The organism is Curtobacterium sp. AC273 (assembly GCF_979253735.1).
Genome location: NZ_CEEDDU010000014.1, coordinates 96,268 through 118,093 on the forward strand (window position 1 = coordinate 96,268; position 21,826 = coordinate 118,093).

At 68.9% G+C, this 21,826-nt stretch carries 29 protein-coding genes and 5 pseudogenes; 33 read left to right on the plus strand and 1 reads right to left on the minus strand.

From position 1 onward, the window contains the following. Positions 1–177 precede the first annotated feature (177 nt). The 29 genes and pseudogenes from ACZ8AI_RS21630 to map form a co-directional block, all read left to right on the plus strand. Positions 178–1,272 (plus strand): annotated as a pseudogene (locus ACZ8AI_RS21630) (hypothetical protein); the annotation flags it as partial. A 295-nt stretch (positions 1,273–1,567) separates the two neighbouring features. Then, the gene (locus ACZ8AI_RS21635) at positions 1,568–2,026 is read left to right on the plus strand and encodes a hypothetical protein (RefSeq protein ID WP_464859916.1); all 459 of its coding nucleotides are present in this window, start codon (positions 1,568–1,570) and stop codon (positions 2,024–2,026) included. Beyond that, positions 2,023–2,340: a hypothetical protein gene (locus ACZ8AI_RS21640; protein ID WP_464859806.1), complete on the plus strand. Its 318-nt coding sequence runs from the start codon at positions 2,023–2,025 to the stop codon at positions 2,338–2,340. The genes ACZ8AI_RS21635 and ACZ8AI_RS21640 overlap by 4 nt, the downstream gene beginning before the upstream one ends. Beyond that, positions 2,253–3,677 (plus strand): hypothetical protein, encoded by a 1,425-nt coding sequence (locus ACZ8AI_RS21645; protein WP_464859807.1) that lies wholly within the window; start codon positions 2,253–2,255, stop codon positions 3,675–3,677. The genes ACZ8AI_RS21640 and ACZ8AI_RS21645 overlap by 88 nt, the downstream gene beginning before the upstream one ends. An 87-nt stretch (positions 3,678–3,764) precedes the next feature. Beyond that, a pseudogene (locus ACZ8AI_RS21650) lies at positions 3,765–4,743 on the plus strand (DNA topoisomerase IB). A 308-nt stretch (positions 4,744–5,051) separates the two neighbouring features. Beyond that, the gene (locus ACZ8AI_RS21655) at positions 5,052–5,636 is read left to right on the plus strand and encodes a DarT ssDNA thymidine ADP-ribosyltransferase family protein (RefSeq protein WP_464859808.1); all 585 of its coding nucleotides are present in this window, start codon (positions 5,052–5,054) and stop codon (positions 5,634–5,636) included. A 520-nt stretch (positions 5,637–6,156) separates the two neighbouring features. Next, the gene (gene rpsJ / locus ACZ8AI_RS21660) at positions 6,157–6,465 is read left to right on the plus strand and encodes a 30S ribosomal protein S10 (RefSeq protein ID WP_022903286.1); all 309 of its coding nucleotides are present in this window, start codon (positions 6,157–6,159) and stop codon (positions 6,463–6,465) included. Positions 6,466–6,478: 13 nt separating this feature from the next. Further along, positions 6,479–7,135 carry a 50S ribosomal protein L3 gene (gene rplC, locus ACZ8AI_RS21665; protein WP_071292546.1) on the plus strand — a complete coding sequence of 219 codons (657 nt, stop codon included), beginning with the start codon at positions 6,479–6,481 and terminating at the stop codon, positions 7,133–7,135. A gap of 2 nt (positions 7,136–7,137) precedes the next feature. Continuing rightward, positions 7,138–7,797: a 50S ribosomal protein L4 gene (rplD, locus tag ACZ8AI_RS21670; RefSeq protein WP_071292545.1), complete on the plus strand. Its 660-nt coding sequence runs from the start codon at positions 7,138–7,140 to the stop codon at positions 7,795–7,797. Next, positions 7,794–8,093, plus strand: a complete 300-nt coding sequence (gene rplW, locus ACZ8AI_RS21675; protein ID WP_022903283.1) for a 50S ribosomal protein L23 — start codon at positions 7,794–7,796, stop codon at positions 8,091–8,093. Before rplD ends, rplW begins: the two co-directional genes overlap by 4 nt. An 18-nt stretch (positions 8,094–8,111) precedes the next feature. Next, positions 8,112–8,952: pseudogene (rplB, locus tag ACZ8AI_RS21680) on the plus strand (50S ribosomal protein L2). Positions 8,953–8,963: 11 nt separating this feature from the next. Next, the gene (gene rpsS / locus ACZ8AI_RS21685; RefSeq protein ID WP_022906343.1) at positions 8,964–9,245 is read left to right on the plus strand and encodes a 30S ribosomal protein S19; all 282 of its coding nucleotides are present in this window, start codon (positions 8,964–8,966) and stop codon (positions 9,243–9,245) included. 25 nt (positions 9,246–9,270) lie between these two features. Then, positions 9,271–9,663 carry a 50S ribosomal protein L22 gene (gene rplV, locus ACZ8AI_RS21690; RefSeq protein WP_022906344.1) on the plus strand — a complete coding sequence of 131 codons (393 nt, stop codon included), beginning with the start codon at positions 9,271–9,273 and terminating at the stop codon, positions 9,661–9,663. Further along, positions 9,663–10,458 (plus strand): annotated as a pseudogene (gene rpsC, locus ACZ8AI_RS21695) (30S ribosomal protein S3). Before rplV ends, rpsC begins: the two are co-directional and overlap by 1 nt. Before the next feature lie 9 nt (positions 10,459–10,467). Continuing rightward, positions 10,468–10,887 carry a 50S ribosomal protein L16 gene (rplP, locus tag ACZ8AI_RS21700; protein ID WP_065960031.1) on the plus strand — a complete coding sequence of 140 codons (420 nt, stop codon included), beginning with the start codon at positions 10,468–10,470 and terminating at the stop codon, positions 10,885–10,887. Beyond that, a complete protein-coding gene (rpmC, locus tag ACZ8AI_RS21705) occupies positions 10,887–11,207 on the plus strand; it encodes a 50S ribosomal protein L29 (protein ID WP_071292542.1) in 321 nt (106 codons plus the stop codon). The genes rplP and rpmC overlap by 1 nt, the downstream gene beginning before the upstream one ends. Continuing rightward, complete coding sequence (gene rpsQ / locus ACZ8AI_RS21710) at positions 11,207–11,491, plus strand: 30S ribosomal protein S17 (RefSeq protein ID WP_022906348.1); 285 nt, start codon at positions 11,207–11,209, stop codon at positions 11,489–11,491. The genes rpmC and rpsQ overlap by 1 nt, the downstream gene beginning before the upstream one ends. Positions 11,492–11,522: 31 nt before the next feature. After that, positions 11,523–11,891, plus strand: a complete 369-nt coding sequence (gene rplN, locus ACZ8AI_RS21715) for a 50S ribosomal protein L14 (protein ID WP_071292541.1) — start codon at positions 11,523–11,525, stop codon at positions 11,889–11,891. Between the two features lie 3 nt (positions 11,892–11,894). Next, positions 11,895–12,254, plus strand: a complete 360-nt coding sequence (gene rplX / locus ACZ8AI_RS21720; protein ID WP_071292540.1) for a 50S ribosomal protein L24 — start codon at positions 11,895–11,897, stop codon at positions 12,252–12,254. Beyond that, on the plus strand, positions 12,254–12,844 hold the full coding sequence (gene rplE, locus ACZ8AI_RS21725; protein ID WP_071292539.1) for a 50S ribosomal protein L5: 591 nt from the start codon (positions 12,254–12,256) through the stop codon (positions 12,842–12,844). Before rplX ends, rplE begins: the two co-directional genes overlap by 1 nt. Before the next feature lie 152 nt (positions 12,845–12,996). After that, on the plus strand, positions 12,997–13,395 hold the full coding sequence (gene rpsH / locus ACZ8AI_RS21730; protein ID WP_071292538.1) for a 30S ribosomal protein S8: 399 nt from the start codon (positions 12,997–12,999) through the stop codon (positions 13,393–13,395). A 6-nt stretch (positions 13,396–13,401) separates the two neighbouring features. Then, positions 13,402–13,939 (plus strand): annotated as a pseudogene (gene rplF, locus ACZ8AI_RS21735) (50S ribosomal protein L6). A gap of 2 nt (positions 13,940–13,941) precedes the next feature. Beyond that, positions 13,942–14,313: a 50S ribosomal protein L18 gene (rplR, locus tag ACZ8AI_RS21740; RefSeq protein ID WP_464859809.1), complete on the plus strand. Its 372-nt coding sequence runs from the start codon at positions 13,942–13,944 to the stop codon at positions 14,311–14,313. A gap of 161 nt (positions 14,314–14,474) precedes the next feature. Next, complete coding sequence (gene rpsE, locus ACZ8AI_RS21745) at positions 14,475–15,155, plus strand: 30S ribosomal protein S5 (RefSeq protein WP_464859917.1); 681 nt, start codon at positions 14,475–14,477, stop codon at positions 15,153–15,155. Then, positions 15,155–15,340 (plus strand): 50S ribosomal protein L30, encoded by a 186-nt coding sequence (rpmD, locus tag ACZ8AI_RS21750; protein ID WP_022906355.1) that lies wholly within the window; start codon positions 15,155–15,157, stop codon positions 15,338–15,340. The genes rpsE and rpmD overlap by 1 nt, the downstream gene beginning before the upstream one ends. Further along, positions 15,337–15,801 carry a 50S ribosomal protein L15 gene (gene rplO, locus ACZ8AI_RS21755; RefSeq protein WP_071292534.1) on the plus strand — a complete coding sequence of 155 codons (465 nt, stop codon included), beginning with the start codon at positions 15,337–15,339 and terminating at the stop codon, positions 15,799–15,801. The genes rpmD and rplO overlap by 4 nt, the downstream gene beginning before the upstream one ends. 147 nt (positions 15,802–15,948) lie before the next feature. After that, the gene (gene secY, locus ACZ8AI_RS21760; protein WP_071292533.1) at positions 15,949–17,271 is read left to right on the plus strand and encodes a preprotein translocase subunit SecY; all 1,323 of its coding nucleotides are present in this window, start codon (positions 15,949–15,951) and stop codon (positions 17,269–17,271) included. Then, positions 17,268–17,858 (plus strand): adenylate kinase, encoded by a 591-nt coding sequence (locus ACZ8AI_RS21765; RefSeq protein WP_071292532.1) that lies wholly within the window; start codon positions 17,268–17,270, stop codon positions 17,856–17,858. Before secY ends, ACZ8AI_RS21765 begins: the two co-directional genes overlap by 4 nt. 4 nt (positions 17,859–17,862) lie before the next feature. After that, positions 17,863–18,696: a type I methionyl aminopeptidase gene (gene map, locus ACZ8AI_RS21770; protein ID WP_464859810.1), complete on the plus strand. Its 834-nt coding sequence runs from the start codon at positions 17,863–17,865 to the stop codon at positions 18,694–18,696. 103 nt (positions 18,697–18,799) lie between these two features. Here map and ACZ8AI_RS21775 read toward each other — a convergent pair whose 3' ends face one another. Next, positions 18,800–20,089 carry an LCP family protein gene (locus ACZ8AI_RS21775; protein WP_464859811.1) on the minus strand — a complete coding sequence of 430 codons (1,290 nt, stop codon included), beginning with the start codon at positions 20,087–20,089 and terminating at the stop codon, positions 18,800–18,802. A gap of 300 nt (positions 20,090–20,389) precedes the next feature. Here ACZ8AI_RS21775 and infA point away from each other — a divergent pair, with 300 nt between their 5' ends. The 4 genes from infA (at position 20,390) to rpsK (ending at position 21,773) form a co-directional block, all read left to right on the plus strand. Next, positions 20,390–20,611 (plus strand): translation initiation factor IF-1, encoded by a 222-nt coding sequence (gene infA, locus ACZ8AI_RS21780; protein ID WP_017885509.1) that lies wholly within the window; start codon positions 20,390–20,392, stop codon positions 20,609–20,611. A 70-nt stretch (positions 20,612–20,681) separates the two neighbouring features. Further along, positions 20,682–20,798, plus strand: a complete 117-nt coding sequence (gene rpmJ, locus ACZ8AI_RS21785; protein WP_022903266.1) for a 50S ribosomal protein L36 — start codon at positions 20,682–20,684, stop codon at positions 20,796–20,798. A 192-nt stretch (positions 20,799–20,990) separates the two neighbouring features. Further along, on the plus strand, positions 20,991–21,365 hold the full coding sequence (gene rpsM / locus ACZ8AI_RS21790; protein ID WP_058728274.1) for a 30S ribosomal protein S13: 375 nt from the start codon (positions 20,991–20,993) through the stop codon (positions 21,363–21,365). 9 nt (positions 21,366–21,374) lie between these two features. Then, complete coding sequence (gene rpsK, locus ACZ8AI_RS21795; RefSeq protein ID WP_017885507.1) at positions 21,375–21,773, plus strand: 30S ribosomal protein S11; 399 nt, start codon at positions 21,375–21,377, stop codon at positions 21,771–21,773. Positions 21,774–21,826 lie beyond the last annotated feature (53 nt).

A 21,826-nucleotide genomic window follows, 5' to 3' on the forward strand; every position in this document is an offset into this window, starting at 1 on the left:
ACCTCGGCCCGCTCGCGTCGAACGCCACCACGACCCTGCACTACCGCGCGGTCCCCGAGCCCGGACGCCGCGACGACGCCGGGTGCAGGCAGCACGGTCGCCCACACGAACCACGTCACCGCGACGGTCACCGACGCATCAGGCGGCACCTCGTACGACGGCGGCACGGGGTCCTTCGTGACCTACCCGAAGGCCGCCGACGGCAGCGCCGGCACGGACGCCACCGCGACCGCACGCATCGCCGCCGCCGACCTCGCCCTGACGAAGACCGCCACGACGGCGAAGGTCGTCGCCGGTGCCACCACCGCGAAGGCGTGGACCATCACGGTGACGAACACCGGCCCGGACGCAGCGCACGGCACGACCGTGGTCGACGCGCCCACCGGCGTGCCCGCCGGCGCCTCGCTGGCCTTCAGCGGCTCCGGCTGGACCTGCGCGCCCGCCGACGGCACCTGGACCTGCGTGAACGGCGCCACGGTGGCGAAGGGAGCGTCGTTCCCCGAGCTCGACGTCGCCCTGACCCTGCCGTCGGACGCCCCGCTCACGGCGATCCGCAACACTGCGACGATCGAGCAGGGCACCGGGCAGACCTTCGACCCGAACGCCGGGAACGACCGCGACACCTCGAGCATCACCCCGGTGGCGATCGCCGACCTCGCGATCACGAAGACGGGTCCGTCCGCAGAGGCTCCGGCCGGCGGGACGATCTCGTGGAACCTGTCGGTGCGGAACGTGCAGGACACGACCACGCAGAGCGTCTCCGACGCCCGCGGCACCGTGACGGTCACGGACACGCTGCCCGACACGGTGTCGCTGGTGAGCGCGACGTCCACCGACTCCGGCTGGACGTGCGACACGGACGGCAACACCGTGACGTGCACCCGCGACGGGCTCGCGAACGGCCAGGCGGCCGGGGCGATCACGGTCACGGCGACGGTCCACGCGGACGTGACGGCCGCGCAGACGATCGTGAACACCGCCGCGGTCGCGGTCGACACGACCACCACGACCGACCCGACGTCGTCGAACGACTCGGCGAAGGCCACCACGGGGGTCGACGACGGCACGTCGCTGACGATCGCGAAGCGGTTCGGCCCGAAGACGGTCCTCGACGGCAAGCAGCCGGGCGGCACGGAGGCGGCGGCCGACCAGCCGACCCTCGTCGCCGGGGACGCCGCCGACTGGACGATCCGCGTCAGGAACACCGGCACCGCCGACGCCCGGAACGTCACGGTGACGGACACCCTGCTCGGCGGCACGCGCCTGCAAGCCGACCGTCCCGCTCGAGCAGGGCGCCGACACGATCACGCAGACCGACGGTGCCTGGACGTGCACGGCCCCGGCCGGCGACGGCACCGACGTGACCCGCGTCCTCGACGGCACCCTCGCCGCCGGGAAGACGACGACGTTCACCATCACCGTGACGACCCCGTCCTCGTTCCACGGCACGCTGACGAACACCGCGGTGGTGACGGCCGACAACGCCGCGACCCTGCAGAGCCAGGCACGCAGCGACGCCACCCAGACCGCCGGCCTGTCGGTGACGAAGACCGCCGACGTCGAGTCGGTGGACGCGGGGAAGGACGTCACCTACACGATCACGGTCGCCAACCCCGACGGCCCGTCCGACCTGCCCGCGGGCGACGACGTGTCGCCGAGCGTCCTGGTGCAGGACACGCTCCCCGCCGGTGTCGAGTTCCGTGGGCTGTCGGCCGAGATCGCGCAGCACTGGACGCTCGTGTCGGACACGGACGGGGTGCTGACGCTCTCGAGCGTCGACGGCATCGCCGCCGGGGCGACCGACCCGCACACCATCGTGCTGACGGTGCACGTCCCGGCGTCTCCTCCGCGGCTCGGCGATCGTGAACACGGTCACCGCGTCCCCGGTCACCGCCGGCGGCCTGACGGCGCACGACGACGCGACGGTCGACGTCACGACGCACGCCGACCTGTCGGTCACGAAGACAGCGCACGAGCGCCCCGAGCGCCGACGCCGGCACGAGCGTCACCTACGACGTCACCGTGACGAACGACGGCCCCTCGGACGCGCAGGACGTCAGCTGGACCGACACCCCGCCCGCCGGGATGACCGTCACGGCGGTGACGACCGACGACGACGCCTGGGAGCAGGGCAGCGGCCCGGCGACCTGGTCGACCGGATCGCTCGCCTCCGGCGCGAGCACGATGTCTCCACGTGACCGCGTCGATCGCGTCCGGCACCCCCGCCGGCACGTTGATCGAACACCGCGACGGTGTCCTCCGCGACGCCCGACACGGACCCGTCGAACGACACCGCCGGTGCCGAGGTCGACGTCACGACCCACGCGACGCTCGGCCTGACGAAGACCCCGGTGACGAAGGTCGGCTCGACCACCGCGTCGAAGCGCGTCACCGCGGGAGCCGAGCAGGTCTGGCTCCTCCGGGTCCACAACACGGGACCGTCCGACGAGCAGCCCACCACGGTCGTCACCGACCAGTTGCCCGAGGGGCTGACGTTCGTCGGCGCGTCGAGCGACGGTGCGGTGTGGACGTGCGACGGCACCTCCGACCCGAGCGCCGTCACGTGCTCGCTCCCGACGACGATCGTCGCCGGGACGGACGCACCGGGCCTCTGGATCACGACGAAGGTGGCCTCCGGGTCCACCGCGGACCAGGTCGAGAACCGCGCGCTCGTCTCCGGTCAGGGCACCCCCGCCCCGACCGGCACGAACGCGCAGCCGACGACGAGCACGCTCCCCGTCGAGCGGGTCGCGAACGTCGCGATCACCATCGGGCACGAGGGGTCGGCCGTCATCGGGAAGGACCTGCCGGAGACGGTGCAGGTCCGGAACGCCGGCCTGTCCGACGCCACGGGCGTCACGGCCACGTACACGCTGCCGAAGGGCCTGACCGACGTGTCGACCGAGGCCGACCCGGCCTGGACGGTCACCGGCGTCGTCCGGAACGCGGACGGCTCGACGACCGTCTCGTACGTCCTGGCCGGCACCCTGCCCGCCGGAGCGCTCGCGCCGGCGATCACGGTCCACCAGACGCCGACGGCGGACGCGTACCCGGGCGTGCAGCCCACGGCGACGGTCGCGACGAGCACGACGGAGACGACGCTCGCCGACAACGACGCCGACGACGAGCTCGCCGTGGACCCCGCGTCGAGCCTGTCGATCACGAAGACGCACACCGGTGCGCTCGTGCGTGGGAAGACCGTCGGGTACACGATCACGGTGCGCAACGACGGCCTCACCGAGGACCCGGGTCCCGTGGTGGTCACCGACCGCCTGCCCGAGGGGCTCTCGTTGGTGAGCGTCAACGACGGCGACGCGGCCGGCTGCACGACCGGCCGGACCGTCACCTGCACGCTGACCGGACCGCTCGCGGTGGGCGGCTCGGTGGCGCTCCAGGTCACCGCGAGGGTCGCGTCCGACGCCCCGGACCGCATCACGAACGTCGCGACGGTCGCGTCCCCGACGACGCAGGTGACGCCGGTGTCCGGGTCGGCCAGCCCGACGGACTCCGCAGCGTGCGGCGGATCCCGCGCCGGTGGGCAGCGCACCGAAGGGCACGGAGCTCGCCTTCACGGGTGCCACCGATCTCGGGATCGGCGTGCTGCTCGCGCTCCTCGCGATGGCCGCCGGCGGGATCCTGCTGGTCGCGCGCCGACGCCGTCGAGCGTGACCACCTGACGGCCTGGAGGCGCGGTGCGGGCCCGCACCGCGCCTCCAGGCCCTGACCTGGCCCGGTCACAGGCACGCGCGTGTTGCATCGACGACGTGACACGCCTCCGCCGCTCCGCGACCAACGGTCGCGGCTACCACCGCGTCCGCAGTGGCCGCGGGTTCTCGTACCGGCGACCCGGACGGCAAGACCGTCACCGACCCCGAGATCCGGCAGCGGCTCGAGGACTTCGTCATCCCGCCCGCGTGGGACGACGTCTGGATCTCGCCCTACGAGAACGGCCACATCCTGGCCACCGGCATCGACGGCGCCGGCCGACGGCAGTACATGTACCACCCGGGCTGGCGCGAGCGGATGGACCGGATCAAGTACGACCGCGCCCTCGCACTCGCCGAGTCGCTGCCGTCCGCCCGCCGGATGGTCACGCAGGACCTCCGCCGACCGGAGCCGGACCGGCAGCGCGCGCTGGCGGCCGCGTTCCGGATGCTCGACCAGGGCTCCCTGCGGGTCGGGTCGGAGCGGTACGCCACGGAGCACGGCAGCCGCGGGCTCTCCACGCTCCTCTGCGCGCACGCCCACGTCTCCGGCGACGACATCGAGCTCGACTTCCCCGGCAAGAGCGGTCAGGAGTGGTCCTCGTCCATCCACGACCCGGACCTCGCCTCCGTCATCGTCGGGATGAAGCGGCGCGGGCCGAACGCCCGGCTGCTCTCCTTCCGCGAACGCCGCGGTGCCGAGTGGGAACCGCTCTCCGCCGAGGACATCAACGCCTACGTCAAGGAGCGCGCCGGCGAGGAGTTCACCGCGAAGGACTTCCGGACCCTGCACGGCACCGTGGCCGCGGCCGTCGACCTGGCCAAGACCGGGCCGCTGCCGTCCGAGGCGAAGCGGAAGAAGGCGGTCTCGCACGCCGTGAAGGTCGCGAGCGAGGAGCTCGGGAACACCCCGACGGTGTGCCGGCAGAGCTACATCGACCCGCGGTTGCTCGACGCGTACGACCACGGCGAGACCATCGACCCCGGTCGTCTGCACGCCGCGGAGTCCGAGGTCCGGGCCCTCCTCTACCGGCAGTGAGGCGGAACACGCCGGTATGACGTACCGTTGGACCTCGTGCCCGACCACCCCCACACGGGCACGGAAGGACCCCCACCAGTCGTGACAGACGAGTGCATCCACGGATTCGAGACCGAGCTCTGCGACATCTGCGCCCCGCGCCAGCGTGCGGCGTCGGAGATCCCCACCGCCCCGACCCCTCGGCGGACCCGCATCACCACCTCCTCCGGAGCGTCCCCGGCCAGGCCGCGACCCCCGCGTCCTCGCTGCGGTCCCCGGTCCCCGACCTCCCCGAGGCGCGTGACTTCGCGTCGCTCCGGGCCCACCACGTGACCCACGTGGACAACCTCGACGACATCGTCGGGTCCGGCGCCATCCTGGCGTCCGACGCCGTCACCCCGGTCGTCGACGTCGCGTCGGCCACCGCGCGTGCGGCGCGTGCCGAGGCCACCGCCCCGGACGGCTCGTCCGTCGCCGGGCACGTGCCCTTCACCCTCTCGCCCGACGCCACCCGCTGGGACGAACTCCGCACCGGCGCCGAGGGCGAGCGCTGGTCCGACGCGGCACGCCGGACCAAGGCGACCGAGTACATCATGCTCGTCGTGCCCGTCTCGGCGTTCGGTGCGTCGGTGATCGTCGCCGACCAGGACGCCGACGCCGACGACGTCCGCTTCGCCGTCGGTCCCGAGGCCGCGACGAACCTCATCCGCCGCACGGACTTCACCGACCCGGAGATGCTCGGCCTCGAGCTCCTCGCCGGGCCGAGCGTGCCGTTCTCCGCCGTCGCCGTGATCGGCGTACCGAACGACCGCGTCCGACAGACCGTCAAGGCGGTGCTGCAGGACCACGGTGGCCACGCTCCCCGGGTCGCGGTCTTCCCCCCGTGGTTCGTCCCGCCGGTCGTCGCCGAGTAGCGCGCACGACCGCACCACGACATGCCCTCCGGACCGTCTCCGGGGGGCATGTCGCGTGTCGGGGCCGAGCCGCGCCTCCAGGCCCGTGATCCCCGTGGATCCGGGGGGAGTGAGCCGGCCACGACACGCCATGAAATCGCGACACGCCCGGGTTGCACGGATGGCGGTGCCTATGCGAGGACTTGTCCGGTTCCGAATTCCGCGCGCTTCGCGTGCGCAGGATCACTGCTCTGGCAGTGCACAACCCCTCTGTTCAGCAGGGCTGGGTTGGGCCGCAGGCAGCAGAACACGATCGAGTCCCTCGTGAGCGCCCGGCCACAGCTGTGTCCGGACGTGGGGGAAGCGACATGCCCACGCTGGACGGCCCACGCCGCCCCGCGCGGTTGACAGGAGAACAGCGGTCATCCCCAGCGGATGCGGCCGGTTGGTTCAGGAAAACAGCCAAGTCGTGCAGGAATGCACGGCGCAGGCGGCGTCAGGCGGCCCGAGGGTGCGCGGCGCAGAGAGGACAAAGAGACACATGGCGGGACAGAAGATCCGCATCCGGCTCAAGTCGTACGACCACGAGGTCATCGACACGTCGGCCCGGAAGATCGTCGACACGGTGACCCGTGCCGGTGCGACCGTGGTCGGCCCGGTGCCGCTCCCCACCGAGAAGAACGTGGTCACCGTGATCCGTTCTCCTCACAAGTACAAGGACTCGCGCGAGCACTTCGAGAAGCGCACGCACAAGCGGGTCATCGACATCGTCGACCCGACGCCGAAGGCCGTGGACTCGCTCATGCGACTCGACCTGCCGGCAGACGTCAACATCGAGATCAAGCTGTAAGGGGGCTGGACTGATGGCGAATTCAACCAAGTCCGTCAAGGGCCTCCTCGGCAAGAAGCTCGGGATGACCCAGGTGTGGGACGAGAACAACAAGTTCATCCCCGTCACCGTGATCGAGGTCGGCCCGAACGTGGTCACCCAGATCCGCAACGCCGAGCGCGACGGCTACGAGGCGATCCAGATCGCCGCCGGCGCGATCGACCCGCGCAAGGTCAACAAGCCGGCCGCTGGCCACTTCGAGGCCGCTGGCGTGACCCCGCGTCGCACCCTCACCGAGATCCGTACCAACGACTCCGCTGAGTACACGCTCGGCCAGGAGCTCACCGTGGACAGCACGTTCACGGCGGGCCAGAAGGTCGACGTCGTCGGTACCTCCAAGGGCAAGGGCTTCGCCGGTGTCATGAAGCGCCACGGCTTCGCCGGCGTCTCCGCTTCGCACGGTGCCCACCGCAACCACCGCAAGCCCGGTTCCATCGGTGCTTCGTCGACCCCGTCGCGTGTCTTCAAGGGCATGCGCATGGCCGGTCGCATGGGTGGCGAGCGCGTCACCGTCCTCAACCTCACGGTGCACGCCGTCGACGCCGAGAAGGGTCTGCTGCTCGTCAAGGGCGCGGTCCCCGGTGCCCGCGGTCGCTCCGTCTTCGTCCGCACCGCCGTGAAGGGTAAGTGATCATGGCCACCACGACCGCAACCACGATCGACGTCCTCGACGCATCGGGCGCCAAGTCCGGCACCGTCGAGCTCCCCGCCGAGCTCTTCGACGTCGAGACCAACGTCCCGCTGATCCACCAGGTCGTCACCGCGCAGCTCGCAGCCGCGCGTCAGGGCACCCACAAGACCAAGAACCGCGGCGAAGTCCGCGGTGCTGGTCGCAAGCCGTTCAAGCAGAAGGGCACCGGCCGCGCCCGTCAGGGTTCGGTCCGCGCTCCGGAGCACACCGGCGGTGGCGTCGTCCACGGACCGACCCCGCGTGACTACTCGCAGCGCACCCCGAAGAAGATGATCGCCGCTGCTCTGCTCGGCTCGCTCTCGGACCGCGCCCGCGGTGGCCGCATCTCCGCTGTCGACGGCTTCGTCGCAGCCGAGGTCCCGTCGACCAAGACCGCGCGCACGCTGCTCGAGAAGGTCGCGCCCGTCAAGCACGTGCTCGTCGTGCTCGAGTCGGACGACGAGCTGACGCTCAAGTCGATCCGCAACCTGCCGAACGTCCACGCGCTCTCGTACGGCCAGCTCAACGCCTACGACGTGCTCAAGGCCGACGCGCTCGTCTTCAGCAAGAGCGCACTCGACGCCTTCATCGCGTCGAAGACCGCGAAGGAGATCTCCGCATGAGCGGCTTCAACAAGGACCCGCGCGACATCATCATCTCGCCGGTCGTCTCGGAGAAGAGCTACGGCCTGATCGACCAGGGCAAGTACACGTTCATCGTGGACCCCCGTTCGAACAAGACCGAGATCAAGCTCGCCATCGAGAAGATCTTCGACGTCAAGGTCGCGAGCATCAACACGCTGAACCGTCCGGGCAAGACCCGTCGCACGCGTTTCGGCATGGGCAAGCGCAAGGACACCAAGCGCGCCATCGTGACGCTCAAGTCCGGTTCGATCGACATCTTCACGGCTGTCGGCTGAGGACCAGAGGGATAAATCATGGCTATTCGTAACTACAAGCCGACGACCCCCGGTCGTCGCGGCTCGTCGGTCGCCGACTTCGCTGAGATCACCCGTTCGACGCCGGAGAAGTCGCTGCTTCGTCCGCTGCCGAAGACCGGGTGGACGCAACAGCTCCGGCCGCATCACCACCCGTCACATCGGTGGTGGCCACAAGCGCCAGTACCGCGTGATCGACTTCCGTCGTCACGACAAGGACGGCGTGGACGCCAAGGTCGCTCACATCGAGTACGACCCGAACCGCACTGCGCGCATCGCGCTCCTGCACTACGTGGACGGCACGAAGCAGTACATCATCGCGCCGAACAAGCTCAAGCAGGGCGACGTCATCGAGCAGGGCCCCGGCGCCGACATCAAGCCCGGCAACAACCTGCCGCTGCGCAACATCCCCGTCGGTACGGTCATCCACGCCATCGAGCTCCGCCCCGGTGGCGGCGCCAAGATGGCCCGCTCCGCCGGCGCCTCGGTGCGTCTCGTCGCCAAGGACGGCCCCTACGCGCAGCTCCGTCTGCCGTCGGGCGAGGTCCGCAACGTCGACGCCCGCTGCCGCGCCACGATCGGCGAGGTCGGCAACGCCGAGCAGTCGAACATCAACTGGGGCAAGGCCGGCCGCATGCGCTGGAAGGGCGTCCGCCCGACCGTCCGTGGTGTCGCGATGAACCCGGTCGACCACCCGCACGGTGGTGGCGAGGGCAAGACGTCCGGTGGTCGTCACCCGGTCAGCCCCTGGGGCCAGTCCGAGGGTCGCACGCGGAAGTCGAACAAGCCGAGCGACAAGCTCATCGTCCGTCGCCGTAACGCCGGCAAGAAGCGCAAGTAGGAGTTCAGAAGATGCCACGCAGTCTGAAGAAGGGCCCCTTCGTCGACGAGCACCTGCTCCGCAAGGTCGTCACGCAGAACGAGGCCAACACCAAGAACGTGATCCGTACCTGGTCGCGTCGCTCGATGATCATCCCGAACATGCTCGGGCACACGATCGCCGTGCACGACGGCCGCAAGCACATCCCGGTGTTCGTCACCGAGTCGATGGTCGGTCACAAGCTCGGCGAGTTCGCGCCGACCCGCACCTTCCGTGGTCACGTGAAGGACGACAAGAAGGGCCGTCGCCGCTAACGCGGCGACGCAGAGGAGGAACGAAATGGTGGAGTCGATCGCACGCGTGCGACACATCCGCGTCACGCCTCAGAAGGCCCGTCGCGTCATCGAGCTGATCCGCGGCAAGCAGGCCCACGAGGCGCTCGCCATCCTGAAGTTCGCCCCCCAGGGCGCTTCGGAGCCCGTGTACAAGCTGGTCGCCTCGGCGATCGCGAACGCCCGGGTGAAGGCGGACTCGACGAACAGCTTCCTCGACGAGCGCGACCTCTACGTGAGCCGCGTCTTCGTCGACGAGGGCACGACCCTGAAGCGGTTCCAGCCGCGTGCCCAGGGCCGCGCCTTCCGCATCAACAAGCGCACCTCGCACATCACGGTCGTCCTCGCGACGCCGGATGAGGTCGAGGCTGCGGCGACGAGCAAGAAGGCGAGCAAGTAATGGGCCAGAAGGTCAACCCGTACGGCTTCCGTCTCGGGATCACGACGGACCACGTCTCGCACTGGTTCACCGACAGCACGAAGCCGGGTCAGCGCTACGCCGACTACGTGGCCGAGGACATCAAGGTGCGCGAGTACCTGAAGAAGACCCTCGACCGTGCCGGCGTCGCCCGCATCGAGCTCGAGCGCACCCGTGACCGTGTCCGCGTGGACATCCACACCGCGCGTCCGGGCATCGTCATCGGTCGCCGCGGCGCCGAGGCGGAGCGCGTCCGTGGCGAGCTTCGAGAAGCTCACCAAGAAGCAGATCCAGCTCAACATCCTCGAGGTCAAGAACCCCGAGACCGAGGCCCAGCTCGTCGCGCAGGGCATCGCCGAGCAGCTCTCCGCTCGTGTCGCGTTCCGTCGCGCCATGCGCAAGGGCCTGCAGGGTGCACAGCGCGCCGGCGCCAAGGGTGTCCGCATCCAGGTGTCGGGTCGTCTCGGCGGCGCCGAGATGTCGCGTTCGGAGTTCTACCGCGAGGGCCGCGTGCCCCTGCACACGCTCCGCGCGAACATCGACTACGGCTTCTACGAGGCCCGGACCACGTTCGGCCGCATCGGCGTGAAGGTCTGGATCTACAAGGGCGACATCACGAACAAGGAGCTCGCTCGCGAGCAGGCGAACCAGCGTTCGTCGCGCCCCGAGCGTCGTGGCGGCCCCCGTGGCGGCGAGCGCGGCGACCGCCGCGGCGGCGACCGCGGTGGACGCCAGCAGCAGGCCCTCGCAGGACGCGCCGGCCGGCGCAGGAGTTGAGGCGTAACAATGCTTATTCCCCGTCGAGTCAAGCACCGTAAGCAGCACCACCCGAAGCGTTCGGGCCAGGCCACCGGTGGCACCAAGGTGTCGTTCGGTGACTACGGCATCCAGGCGCTGACCCCCGCTTACGTGACCAACCGTCAGATCGAGTCCGCTCGTATCGCCATGACGCGTCACATCAAGCGTGGCGGCAAGGTGTGGATCAACATCTACCCGGACCGTCCGCTCACCAAGAAGCCGGCTGAAACCCGCATGGGTTCCGGTAAGGGCTCGCCCGAGTGGTGGGTCGCCAACGTCAAGCCGGGTCGCGTGCTCTTCGAGCTCTCCGGCGTCAGCGAGGACATCGCCCGTGAGGCGCTGACTCGTGCAATCCACAAGCTGCCCCTCAAGGCACGCATCATCAAGCGCGAGGAGGGCGACGCATAATGGCGATCGGTTCCAAGGAGCTCCGTCCGACGGAGCTCGACACGTTCGAGAACGAGCGTCTTGCTGACGAGCTGAAGAAGGCCAAGGAGGAACTCTTCAACCTCCGCTTCCAGTCGGCCACCGGCCAGCTGGAGAGCCACGGTCGTCTCCGTGCCGTCAAGCGCGACATCGCCCGTATCTACACCGTCCTCCGCGAGCGCGAGCTCGGCATCCGTGCCACTCCCGCGCCCGTCGAGACCGCCACCAAGGCCAAGAAGACGACCAAGAAGGCTGAGAAGCCGGCTGAGTCGACCGAGGCCGAGACCGCCGAGGAGAAGTAATGGCGAACGAAGAGAAGACCTCCGCCGCCTCCGCTCGCGGCTACCGCAAGACGCGTCGTGGCTACGTCACGAGCGACAAGATGGACAAGACCATCGTGGTCGAGGTCGAGGACCGCGTGAAGCACGCGCTCTACGGCAAGATCATCCGTCGCACGTCCAAGGTGAAGGCCCACGACGAGCTCGGCACCGCTGGTGTCGGCGACCTCGTCGTGATCAGCGAGACCCGTCCCCTCAGCGCTTCCAAGCGCTGGCGCCTGGTCGAGATCCTCGAGAAGGCCAAGTAGGCCTCGGCCTGCTTCGGAATAGGAGACAGCAGTGATTCAGCAGGAATCCCGCCTCAAGGTCGCCGACAACACGGGTGCCAAGGAGATCTTGACCATCCGCGTGCTCGGTGGCTCGGGTCGTCGCTACGCCGGTCTCGGTGACGTCATCGTCGCCACGGTGAAGGACGCCATCCCCGGCGGCAACGTGAAGAAGGGTGACGTCGTCAAGGCGGTCATCGTTCGCACCAAGAAGGAAGTCCGTCGTCAGGACGGCTCCTACATCAAGTTCGACGAGAACGCGGCGGTGATCCTCAAGGCCGACGGCGACCCGCGCGGTACGCGCATCTTCGGTCCGGTCGGTCGCGAGCTCCGTGACAAGAAGTTCATGAAGATCATCTCGCTCGCGCCGGAGGTGCTGTAAGCCATGGCGAACATCAAGAAGGGTGACCTCGTCGAGGTCATCGCGGGCGCCACGCAGGAGCGTGGCGGCGACCGCGGCAAGCAGGGCAAGGTCATCGAGGTGCTCCGCGACAAGGAGCGCGTCGTCGTCGAGGGCGTGAACTTCGTCACGAAGCACGTCCGCGTCGGCCAGACCCAGCGCGGTTCGAAGACCGGTGGCATCGAGCAGCACGAGGCCCCGATCCACGTCTCGAACGTCGCCATCGTCGACCCGAAGACCAAGAAGCCGACCCGCGTCGGTTTCCGCACCGAAGAGGTGGAGAAGGACGGCGTCAAGAAGACCGTCCGCGTCCGCTACGCCAAGAAGTCGGGTGAGAAGCTCTGATGACCGACACGACTGCCGCGCCGGCGACCAAGGTCGACCCGCGCCTCAAGCAGAAGTACAAGAACGAGATCAAGGCTGCCCTCACCGAGCAGTTCGGGTACGCGAACGTCAACCAGGTCCCCGGCCTGGTCAAGGTCGTCGTGAACACCGGCGTCGGCGAGGCGGCTCGTGACTCGAAGATCATCGAGGGGGCCATCAAGGACCTCACGGCGATCACGGGTCAGAAGCCCCAGGTCACGAAGGCCCGCAAGTCCATCGCGCAGTTCAAGCTGCGCGAGGGCCAGGCCATCGGCGCGCACGTCACCCTCCGCGGTGACCGCGCGTGGGAGTTCATCGACCGCCTGGTGACGCTCGCACTGCCCCGCATCCGCGACTTCCGCGGGCTCAGCGACAAGCAGTTCGACGGCAACGGCAACTACACGTTCGGTCTCACGGAGCAGTCCGTGTTCCACGAGATCGACCAGGACCGCATCGACCGCGTGCGTGGCTTCGACATCACCGTCGTGACCACCGCGAAGACGGACGACGAGGGCCGCGCGCTGCTCCGCCAGCTCGGGTTCCCGTTCCGTTCTGCCGAGCAGACGGTCTAAGATACTTCGGGCGGTGCGGGCCGGAGGATTCACGTCCTCCGGCCCGCACGCACGAACACACCGATCCAGGGAATCGCCCCCGGATCACCCGATCGCTCAGGTCGGCATTCGTGGAACGGGTGTCGAAACCAGGCGAAGAATGGACGACCATCATGACGATGACCGATCCGGTCGCAGACATGCTGACCAGATTGCGGAACGCGAACTCGGCGCACCACGACGACGTCTCGCTTCCCAGCTCCAAGTTGAAGAAGAACATCGCTGAGATCCTCAAGCGCGAGGGTTACATCAGCGAGTGGAAGGTCGAGGACGCCCGCGTCGGGCAGACCCTCACGATCGACCTGAAGTACGGCCCCGAGCGCGAGCGTTCGATCGCCGGCATCAAGCGCGTCTCGAAGCCCGGTCTCCGGGTCTACGCGAAGTCGACGGAGATCCCCCAGGTCCTCGGTGGCCTCGGTGTGGCGATCCTCTCGACCTCGTCGGGACTGCTCACTGACCGCGAAGCCGAGCAGAAGGGCGTGGGTGGGGAAGTCCTCGCCTACGTGTGGTGATCGAACATGTCTCGAATCGGACGTCTTCCCCATTGACATCCCCGCTGGCGTGACCGTCTCCATCGACGGCCAGAACGTCGCGGTCAAGGGCCCGAAGGGCGAGCTCGCGCTCGTCGTCGCCGAGCCCATCCAGGCCAAGGTCGAGGAGAACCAGGTCCTCGTCACCCGTCCGGACGACGAGCGCAGCTCGCGTGCGCTGCACGGCCTGACCCGCACCCTCATCGCGAACAACATCGTCGGCGTGACCCAGGGCTACACCAAGGGCCTCGAGGTCGTCGGCACCGGTTACCGCGTGCAGGCGAAGGGCAGCAACGTCGAGTTCGCGCTCGGGTACTCCCACCCGATCACGGTCGAGCCGCCGGCGGGCATCAGCTTCACCGTCGAGGGCAACAACAAGCTCACCGTCATCGGCATCGACAAGCAGTCGGTCGGCGAGGTCGCTGCAAACATCCGCAAGCTGCGCAAGCCCGAGCCCTACAAGGGCAAGGGTGTCCGCTACGCGGGCGAGATCGTGCGCCGCAAGGCCGGAAAGTCAGGTAAGTGATCATGGCCATCGGAATCCGAGGCAAGAGCAAGTCGGCCGCCAAGGCGCGCCGTCACAACCGTCTCCGCAAGAAGATCACCGGCACCGAGATGCGTCCGCGTCTCGCCGTCACCCGTTCGTCGCGGCACGTGTTCGTGCAGGTCATCGACGACGCCAAGGGCCACACGCTGGCCAGCGCGTCGACGATGGAGGCCGACCTCCGCTCGTTCGACGGCGACAAGACGGCCAAGGCCCGTCGCGTCGGCGAGCTCCTCGCCGAGCGCGCGAAGGCAGCCGGCGTCGAGGCCGTGGTCTTCGACCGCGGTGGTAGCAAGTACGCCGGTCGCGTCGCCGCGATCGCCGATGGTGCCCGTGAAGGAGGGCTGAACCTGTGAGCGACATCGCGAACACGAACGAAGACGCCAACGTCGAAGCGACCGAGGCCGTCGAGCCCACCGAGGCCACGGCGACCACCGAGTCGACCGAGGCTGCTGAGGCGACCGACGCCGAGGCCACGAGCACCGAGGCCCCCGCGGCCAAGGAGCCCGAGGTCCCCGTGGTCGAGCGTCCCGTCGAGACCGCTGCGGGTTCGGCATCGAACAACCGCGACTCCGCCGACAACCGTGGCCGCCGTGGTGGCGGACGCGACCGTCAGCAGGGTGGCGGCCGTGGCAACGACCGCAACGGGCGGGGTGGCGACAGCCAGTTCCTCGAGCGCGTCGTGACCATCAACCGCGTCTCCAAGGTCGTCAAGGGTGGTCGTCGCTTCAGCTTCACCGCGCTCGTCGTCGTCGGTGACGGCAACGGTCTCGTCGGTGTCGGCTACGGCAAGGCCCGCGAGGTCCCGACCGCCATCTCGAAGGGTGTCGAGGAAGCGAAGAAGAACTTCTTCCGCGTCCCCCGCGTCGGCAACACGATCCCGCACCCGGTGCAGGGCGAGGCCGCTGCCGGTGTCGTGCTCCTCCGTCCGGCCGCTGCCGGTACCGGTGTCATCGCCGGTGGTCCGGTCCGCGCCGTCCTCGAGTGCGCCGGCATCCACGACGTCCTGAGCAAGTCGCTCGGTTCGTCGAACACGATCAACATCGTGCACGCGACCGTCACGGCGCTGAAGCAGCTCGAGGAGCCCCGCGCGGTCGCAAGCCGCCGCGGTCTCCCCGTGGACCGGGTCGTCCCGGACCGTCTGCTCCAGGCCGAGGCCGCTGCTCTGCGTGCCGCGTCCGAGAAGGCAGGTGCGTGATGGCGATGCTGAAGATCACGCAGACGAAGTCCGTTATCAGCGAGAAGCAGTACCAGCGCGACACGCTCCGCAGCCTGGGTCTCAAGCGCATCGGCCGTACGGTCCTGCGTGAGGACAACGCCCAGAACCGCGGGTACGTCGCAACGGTGGCGCACCTCGTGAAGGTCGAGGAGGTCGACGCATGAGCGACGAGAAGAACGAGCGCGTCCAGGTGCTGAAGCTGCACCACCTCCGCCCCGCCGAGGGTGCCAAGAAGGCACGCACCCGGGTCGGTCGTGGTGAGGGCTCGAAGGGCAAGACCGCCGGCCGTGGTACCAAGGGCCAGAAGGCTCGTTACCAGGTCAAGGTCGGCTTCGAGGGTGGGCAGATGCCGCTGCACATGCGCACCCCGAAGCTCCGCGGGTTCAAGAACCCGTTCCGTGTCGAGTACCAGGTCGTGAACCTGGACAAGATCGCGGAGCTCTACCCGAACGGTGGCGACGTCACCGTCGCGGACCTGGTCGCCAAGGGCGCCGTCCGCAAGAACGAGAAGGTCAAGGTTCTCGGTCAGGGTGACATCAGCGTGAAGCTCACGGTCGCGGTCGACAAGGTCTCGGCGTCCGCCGCCGAGAAGATCGCGGCTGCTGGCGGCACCGTCTCCCAGTAACCCCCGTCGGCGGCCCGTGCGTTTGCGCACGGGCCGCCGTTACGGTTTCCTTGACAGTGGTCGGCGTCCGCCGGCCAGGTCGGCCCTGCCGACCACACCGGTGACGGCCCTCGTCCGGGTCGCCGGTCCCAGAAGTTCGGAGTCCTCGTGTTCAGAGCGGTCGCGCGCATCATGCGCACCCCAGATCTTCGCAAGAAGATCGGCTTCACCCTCGCGATCATCGCGCTGTTCCGCCTGGGGTCGTACATCCCTGCACCGTTCGTCGACTACTCGGCCGTGCAGACCTGTCTCGCCAGCGCCTCGTCGTCCGGCGGTCTCTACGACCTCATCAACCTGTTCTCCGGCGGCGCACTGCTGAAGCTCTCGGTCTTCGCGCTCGGGATCATGCCGTACATCACGTCGTCGATCATCGTGCAGCTCCTGCGCGTGGTCATCCCGCACTTCGACGCCCTCTACAAGGAGGGACAGTCCGGTCAGGCCAAGCTGACGCAGTACACGCGCTACCTCACGATCGCGCTCGGCGTGCTGCAGTCCACCACCCTGATCACGGTCGCCCGCTCCGGCGCCCTGTTCGGCACCAACGCCTCGTCCTCCTGCTCGTCGATCATCTCGAACGACAGCTGGTACGCGATCATGCTCATGGTCGTCACGCTGACCGCCGGCACCGGCCTCATCATGTGGATGGGTGAGCTCGTCACCGAGCGCGGTATCGGCAACGGCATGTCGCTCCTCATCTTCACGTCGATCGCGGCGCAGTTCCCGTCGGCGCTCTGGGCCATCGAGCAGTCGCAGTCGTTCGAGCTCTTCCTCTTCGTGATCCTCGTCGGGCTGGTGATCATGATGGCCGTCGTGTTCGTCGAGCAGTCACAGCGGCGCATCCCCGTCCAGTACGCCAAGCGCATGGTCGGGCGTCGCACCTACGGCGGCAACAACACGTACATCCCGATCAAGGTCAACATGGCCGGCGTCGTGCCCGTCATCTTCGCCTCGTCGCTGCTGTACCTGCCGGCCCTGGTCGCGCAGTTCAACCAGCCCTCCGACGGCACCGAGCCGGCCGCGTGGGTGACCTGGATCCAGTCCAACCTGACCTCGGGTGACAACTGGTTCTACATGGTCCTGTACTTCCTGCTCATCGTCGGCTTCACGTACTTCTACGTCGCGATCACCTTCAACCCCGAAGAGGTCGCCGACAACATGAAGAAGTACGGCGGGTTCATCCCCGGCATCCGTGCCGGTCGGCCCACCGCCGAGTACCTCGACTACGTCCTGACCCGGGTGACGCTGCCCGGCTCGCTCTACCTCGGTCTCATCGCGCTCATCCCACTGGCAGCACTGGCGCTGTTCGGTGCGAACCAGAACTTCCCGTTCGGTGGCGCGAGCATCCTCATCATCGTGGGTGTCGGTCTCGAGACCGTGAAGCAGATCGACTCGCAGCTGCAGCAACGTCACTACGAAGGGCTTCTCCGTTGAGCGCACGTCTCATCATCGTCGGACCCCCCGGAGCGGGGAAGGGCACCCAGGCCGGCCGCATCGCCGAGTCCTTCGGGATCCCGGCCGTCTCCACGGGCGACATCTTCCGCAAGAACGTCGCAGAGGGCACCCCGCTCGGCGTCCAGGCGAAGGCGATCATGGACGCGGGCGACTACGTCCCCGACTCCCTCACGAACGAGCTGGTCAAGTCGCGCCTGAACGAGGCCGACGCGCAGGGCGGTTTCCTGCTCGACGGGTACCCCCGCACGGTCGGTCAGGTCGAGTACCTCGACGCGCTGCTCGCCGAGCAGGGCACCGGGATCGACGCCGTCATCCAGCTCGTGGCCGACCAGGACGAGCTCGTGGGCCGGCTGCTGAAGCGTGCCGAGGAGCAGGGCCGGAGCGACGACAACGAGGAGACCATCCGTCGTCGTCAGCAGGTCTACACGGAGCAGACGGCACCGATCGTGAACGCCTACGCCGAGCGTGGCCTCGTGGTGGACGTCGACGGTCTCGGCGGCATCGACGAGGTGGGCGACCGCATCCAGACGGCCCTGTCCTCGCGTGGGCTGACCGCAGGCGTCTGACCGCGTGGTCCGTCTCCGGAAGCCCTCGATCTACAAGACCCCGGACGAGCTCCGCGCCATGGTGCGGCCGGGCCTGCTGACCGAGCAGGCCCTGCTCGCGGTCCGCGGCGCCGTCCGCCCCGGCATCACGACCGGTGAGCTCGACGCGATCGCCGAGACCGTCATCCGTGACGGTGGCGGCATCCCGAACTTCCAGCTCGTCCCGGGCTACCACCACACGCTCTGCGTCTCGGTGAACGACGAGATCGTGCACGGCATCCCCGGCGACCGCGTGCTGCAGCCGGGTGACATCGTGTCGGTCGACGCCGGTGCCGAGGTCGACGGCTGGAACGGCGACAGCGCGTTCACGACGGTCGTGCCGGGCGGTGACGCACCGCTGACCGCGGCGCGTCAGACGCTCTGCGACACGACGGAGCGTGCGCTCTGGCACGGCATCGCCGCGCTGGCGCACGCCAAGCACCTCCACGAGGTCGGCGCCGTCATCGAGGACGCCATCGACGAGACCGGCGCCTGGGGCATCGTCGAGGACTTCACCGGCCACGGCATCGGCCGGTCCATGCACGAGGACCCGCCGGTGTTCAACTACCGCGTCCGTGGCGCGGGTCCGGCCGTGAAGCCGGGCCTGGTGGTCGCGATCGAGCCGATGGTCACCGCCGGCACGATCGACAGCTCGACCGACGACGACGACTGGACCGTCCGCACGCTGGACGGTTCGGACGCCGCGCACTGGGAGCACAGCATCGCCATCCACGCGGGCGGCATCTGGGTGCTGACGGCTGCTGATGGTGGTGCGGCCGGCCTGGCCCCGCTGGGTGTGACGCCGGTCCCGATCCCGTAGGTCGCGCCTCCCGGCTCACCCTGCCTGGAGGCCCGACTCGCGCCCGCCCCGCCGGCCCAGCCGTGCGCACGGCCGGGTCACGGGCCGCACCCGAGTCTCGGGGTCAGTTGCCGACGGAGCAGGTCTGCTCGGAGGCGCTCTGCCCGGTGATCGACGACGGGAGCGGCGTCGACGTGGGCGTCGCTGCCGGTGCGTTCGCGCCGGTCCCCGTTGATGAGGACCCCGCCGACGAGGACCCCGCCGACGAGGACCCGGTCGACGGCGACCCGGCGGACGAGGACGGGGCGGCGGTCGCGCTGCTGGTGCCGGCCGGGGACTCCTCCGACGCTCGGCCGGTGGTCGAGTCGCTCAGCGAGGTCTTCTGGTCGTTCTGCAGCGCCACGTTGAGGGTGTGCGCGGCCTCCTGGTCGACGATCACGCGCGCGTGGTCGGCCGGGTCGTCCGCGACGGGGTACTGCACGAAGAGCATGTTCGCCGTGCTCATCCCCCGGAGTGCCCCGGCCAGCCCGACGAGCGTGCGCGTCTGCGCGAGGCCGTCCGAGAGCGTCATGTTCGACAGCGCCGCACCGGCGAGCTTGTAGAGCGTGATCGGGTTCGACAGGGTGCCGTCCGCGGTGACCTTGCGGAGCAGCGCGGACAGGAAGACCTGCTGCGAGCTGATCCGGGCGAGGTCGCTGCCGTCGCCGACGCCGTGGCGGGTGCGGAGGAAGGCCAGTGCGTCGGAGCCCTCGAGGTTGTGCGACCCGGCCGTCAGGTGGAGCCCGGTGAAGGTGTCGTTGATCGGGTCCGCGACGCAGACGTCCACGCCGCCGAGGGCGTTCGACATCTCGATCACGCCGTCGAAGGTGATCAGCCCGGCGTAGGGGATGCTCAGGCCGGTCAGGTTCTCGACGGTGTCGACCACGCACGAGACGCCGCCGTTGCCGAGGGCCGTGTTGAACTGCGCCGAGGTCGCCGCCGGGTACGTGGTGCCCGTCTCGGGGTTCGAGCACGCCGGGATCGGCACCATCAGGTCACGCGGGAAGCTGATCGCGGTGAGCTGTTGGTGGTCCTGCGAGATGTGGATGAGCATCGTGACGTCGTTGCGGGCGCCCTGCACGTCGTCGGCGGAGTCGAACTGTCCGACGCGGGTGTCACTGCCGATGAGGAGGATGTTCGCGCCGCCCTTGATGGCCGTGATGTCGGCGGTCTGCGCGGTGCTCTGGTCGTCGGTGCTCAGCTGCACGGTCGTCGGCGCCGTCGCGAGCTGGGCGCCGGCGATGGCGGCGACGCTCGTGCCGCTGACGAGGACCACGGCCAGCACGGACGCCACGATCGAGGCCGCGGTCGTCCACCCGCGTCGGCGGGGGAGCCGTCCGTGGCGGGCGAGCGGTCGTCGGGTGGCGTCGGGCACGTGGTCTCCGTTCGGGGGTCCGGCGTGGTGACGGCCGGACGAGGCTGCGCGGTCACGCTAGGGGCCGGCGACTGGCGGCGGCCCGGAACGCGCCGTCAAAGCACTGTGGAAGACTCAGACTGCCTCGGGCGGAGCTGCTCGGGAAGCCCCAGACGAGGGGACTTCGCCGTCTCCACTTGGCAATCCTGGGTCTATCACATAAGATCGATCTTTGGTGTGCCATGCCTTCTTGGCGTGGCGCCCGACCCGCAGACCGGCTCGGGGATCACACCGGTAATCCAACCAAGCGACAGTGAGGCTATGGCCAAGAAAGACGGCGTCATCGAGATCGAAGGCTCGGTGCTCGAAGCTCTGCCCAACGCGATGTTCCGCGTTGAGCTGACCAACGGACACAAGGTCCTCGCGCACATCTCCGGGAAGATGCGCCAGCACTACATCCGCATCCTCCCCGAGGACCGCGTGATCGTGGAGCTGAGCCCGTACGACCTGACCCGCGGCCGGATCGTCTACCGCTACAAGTGATCCGCGAGCTGGAAAGGAACGGCTCGGCAAGCCTGCCGGGCACGAAGCCAGCGAGCACGAGGAAACAACAATGAAGGTCAACCCCAGCGTCAAGCCCATCTGCGAGCACTGCCGAGTGATTCGCCGCAAGGGCCGCGTCATGGTGATCTGCAAGAGCAACCCGCGTCACAAGCAGCGCCAGGGCTAGTCCCGGGTGAGCCGGTGCCCGACAGGGACCGGCTGGCTGCCTGATGCGGATCGCCCTCGGGCGGCCTGCGCAGGAACCACAACTCAACATCGAACGCAGTACCAAGAACCGCGCGAGCGGGGACACCCCGGGTCGGAGGCCCGAGCACCGGTACTGCTCCACACCTCCATCGACAACAGGAGCAGCCATCACATGGCACGTCTAGCAGGCGTCGACATCCCGCGCGAGAAGCGCGTGGAGATCGCACTCACGTACATCTACGGCGTCGGCCGTACCCGCGCGGTCCAGGCACTCGCCGAGACCGGTATCTCCGGTGACATCCGCGTCAAGGACCTGACCGACGACCAGCTCGTCGCCCTCCGCGACTTCATCGAGGGCAACTTCAAGGTGGAGGGTGACCTCCGCCGTGAGGTCGCCGCCGACATCCGCCGCAAGGTCGAGATCGGTAGCTACGAGGGTCTTCGCCACCGTCGTGGTCTCCCGGTGCGCGGTCAGCGCACCAAGACCAACGCGCGTACCCGCAAGGGACCGAAGCGCACCGTGGCAGGCAAGAAGAAGGCTCGATAGGAGACCCCGATGGCTACCCCCAAGACTGCCGCGCGCAAGCCGCGCCGCAAGGAGAAGAAGAACGTCGCAGTGGGCCAGGCCCACATCAAGAGCACGTTCAACAACACGATCGTCAGCATCACCGACCCGTCGGGTGCCGTCCTCAGCTGGGCGTCCTCGGGTGCCGTGGGCTTCAAGGGTTCGCGCAAGTCGACGCCGTTCGCGGCGCAGCTCGCCGCCGAGTCCGCTGCGCGTCAGGCGCAGGAGCACGGCGTCAAGAAGGTCGACGTCTTCGTGAAGGGTCCGGGTTCGGGCCGCGAGACCGCGATCCGCTCCCTCCAGGCCGCTGGCCTCGAGGTCGGCTCGATCAACGACGTCACGCCGCAGGCGCACAACGGGTGCCGCCCGCCCAAGCGCCGTCGCGTCTGACGCGAGGGAGCAACCGGCCGCGCCCTGCTCGTCCCCTGACCGGATCCGTCCGT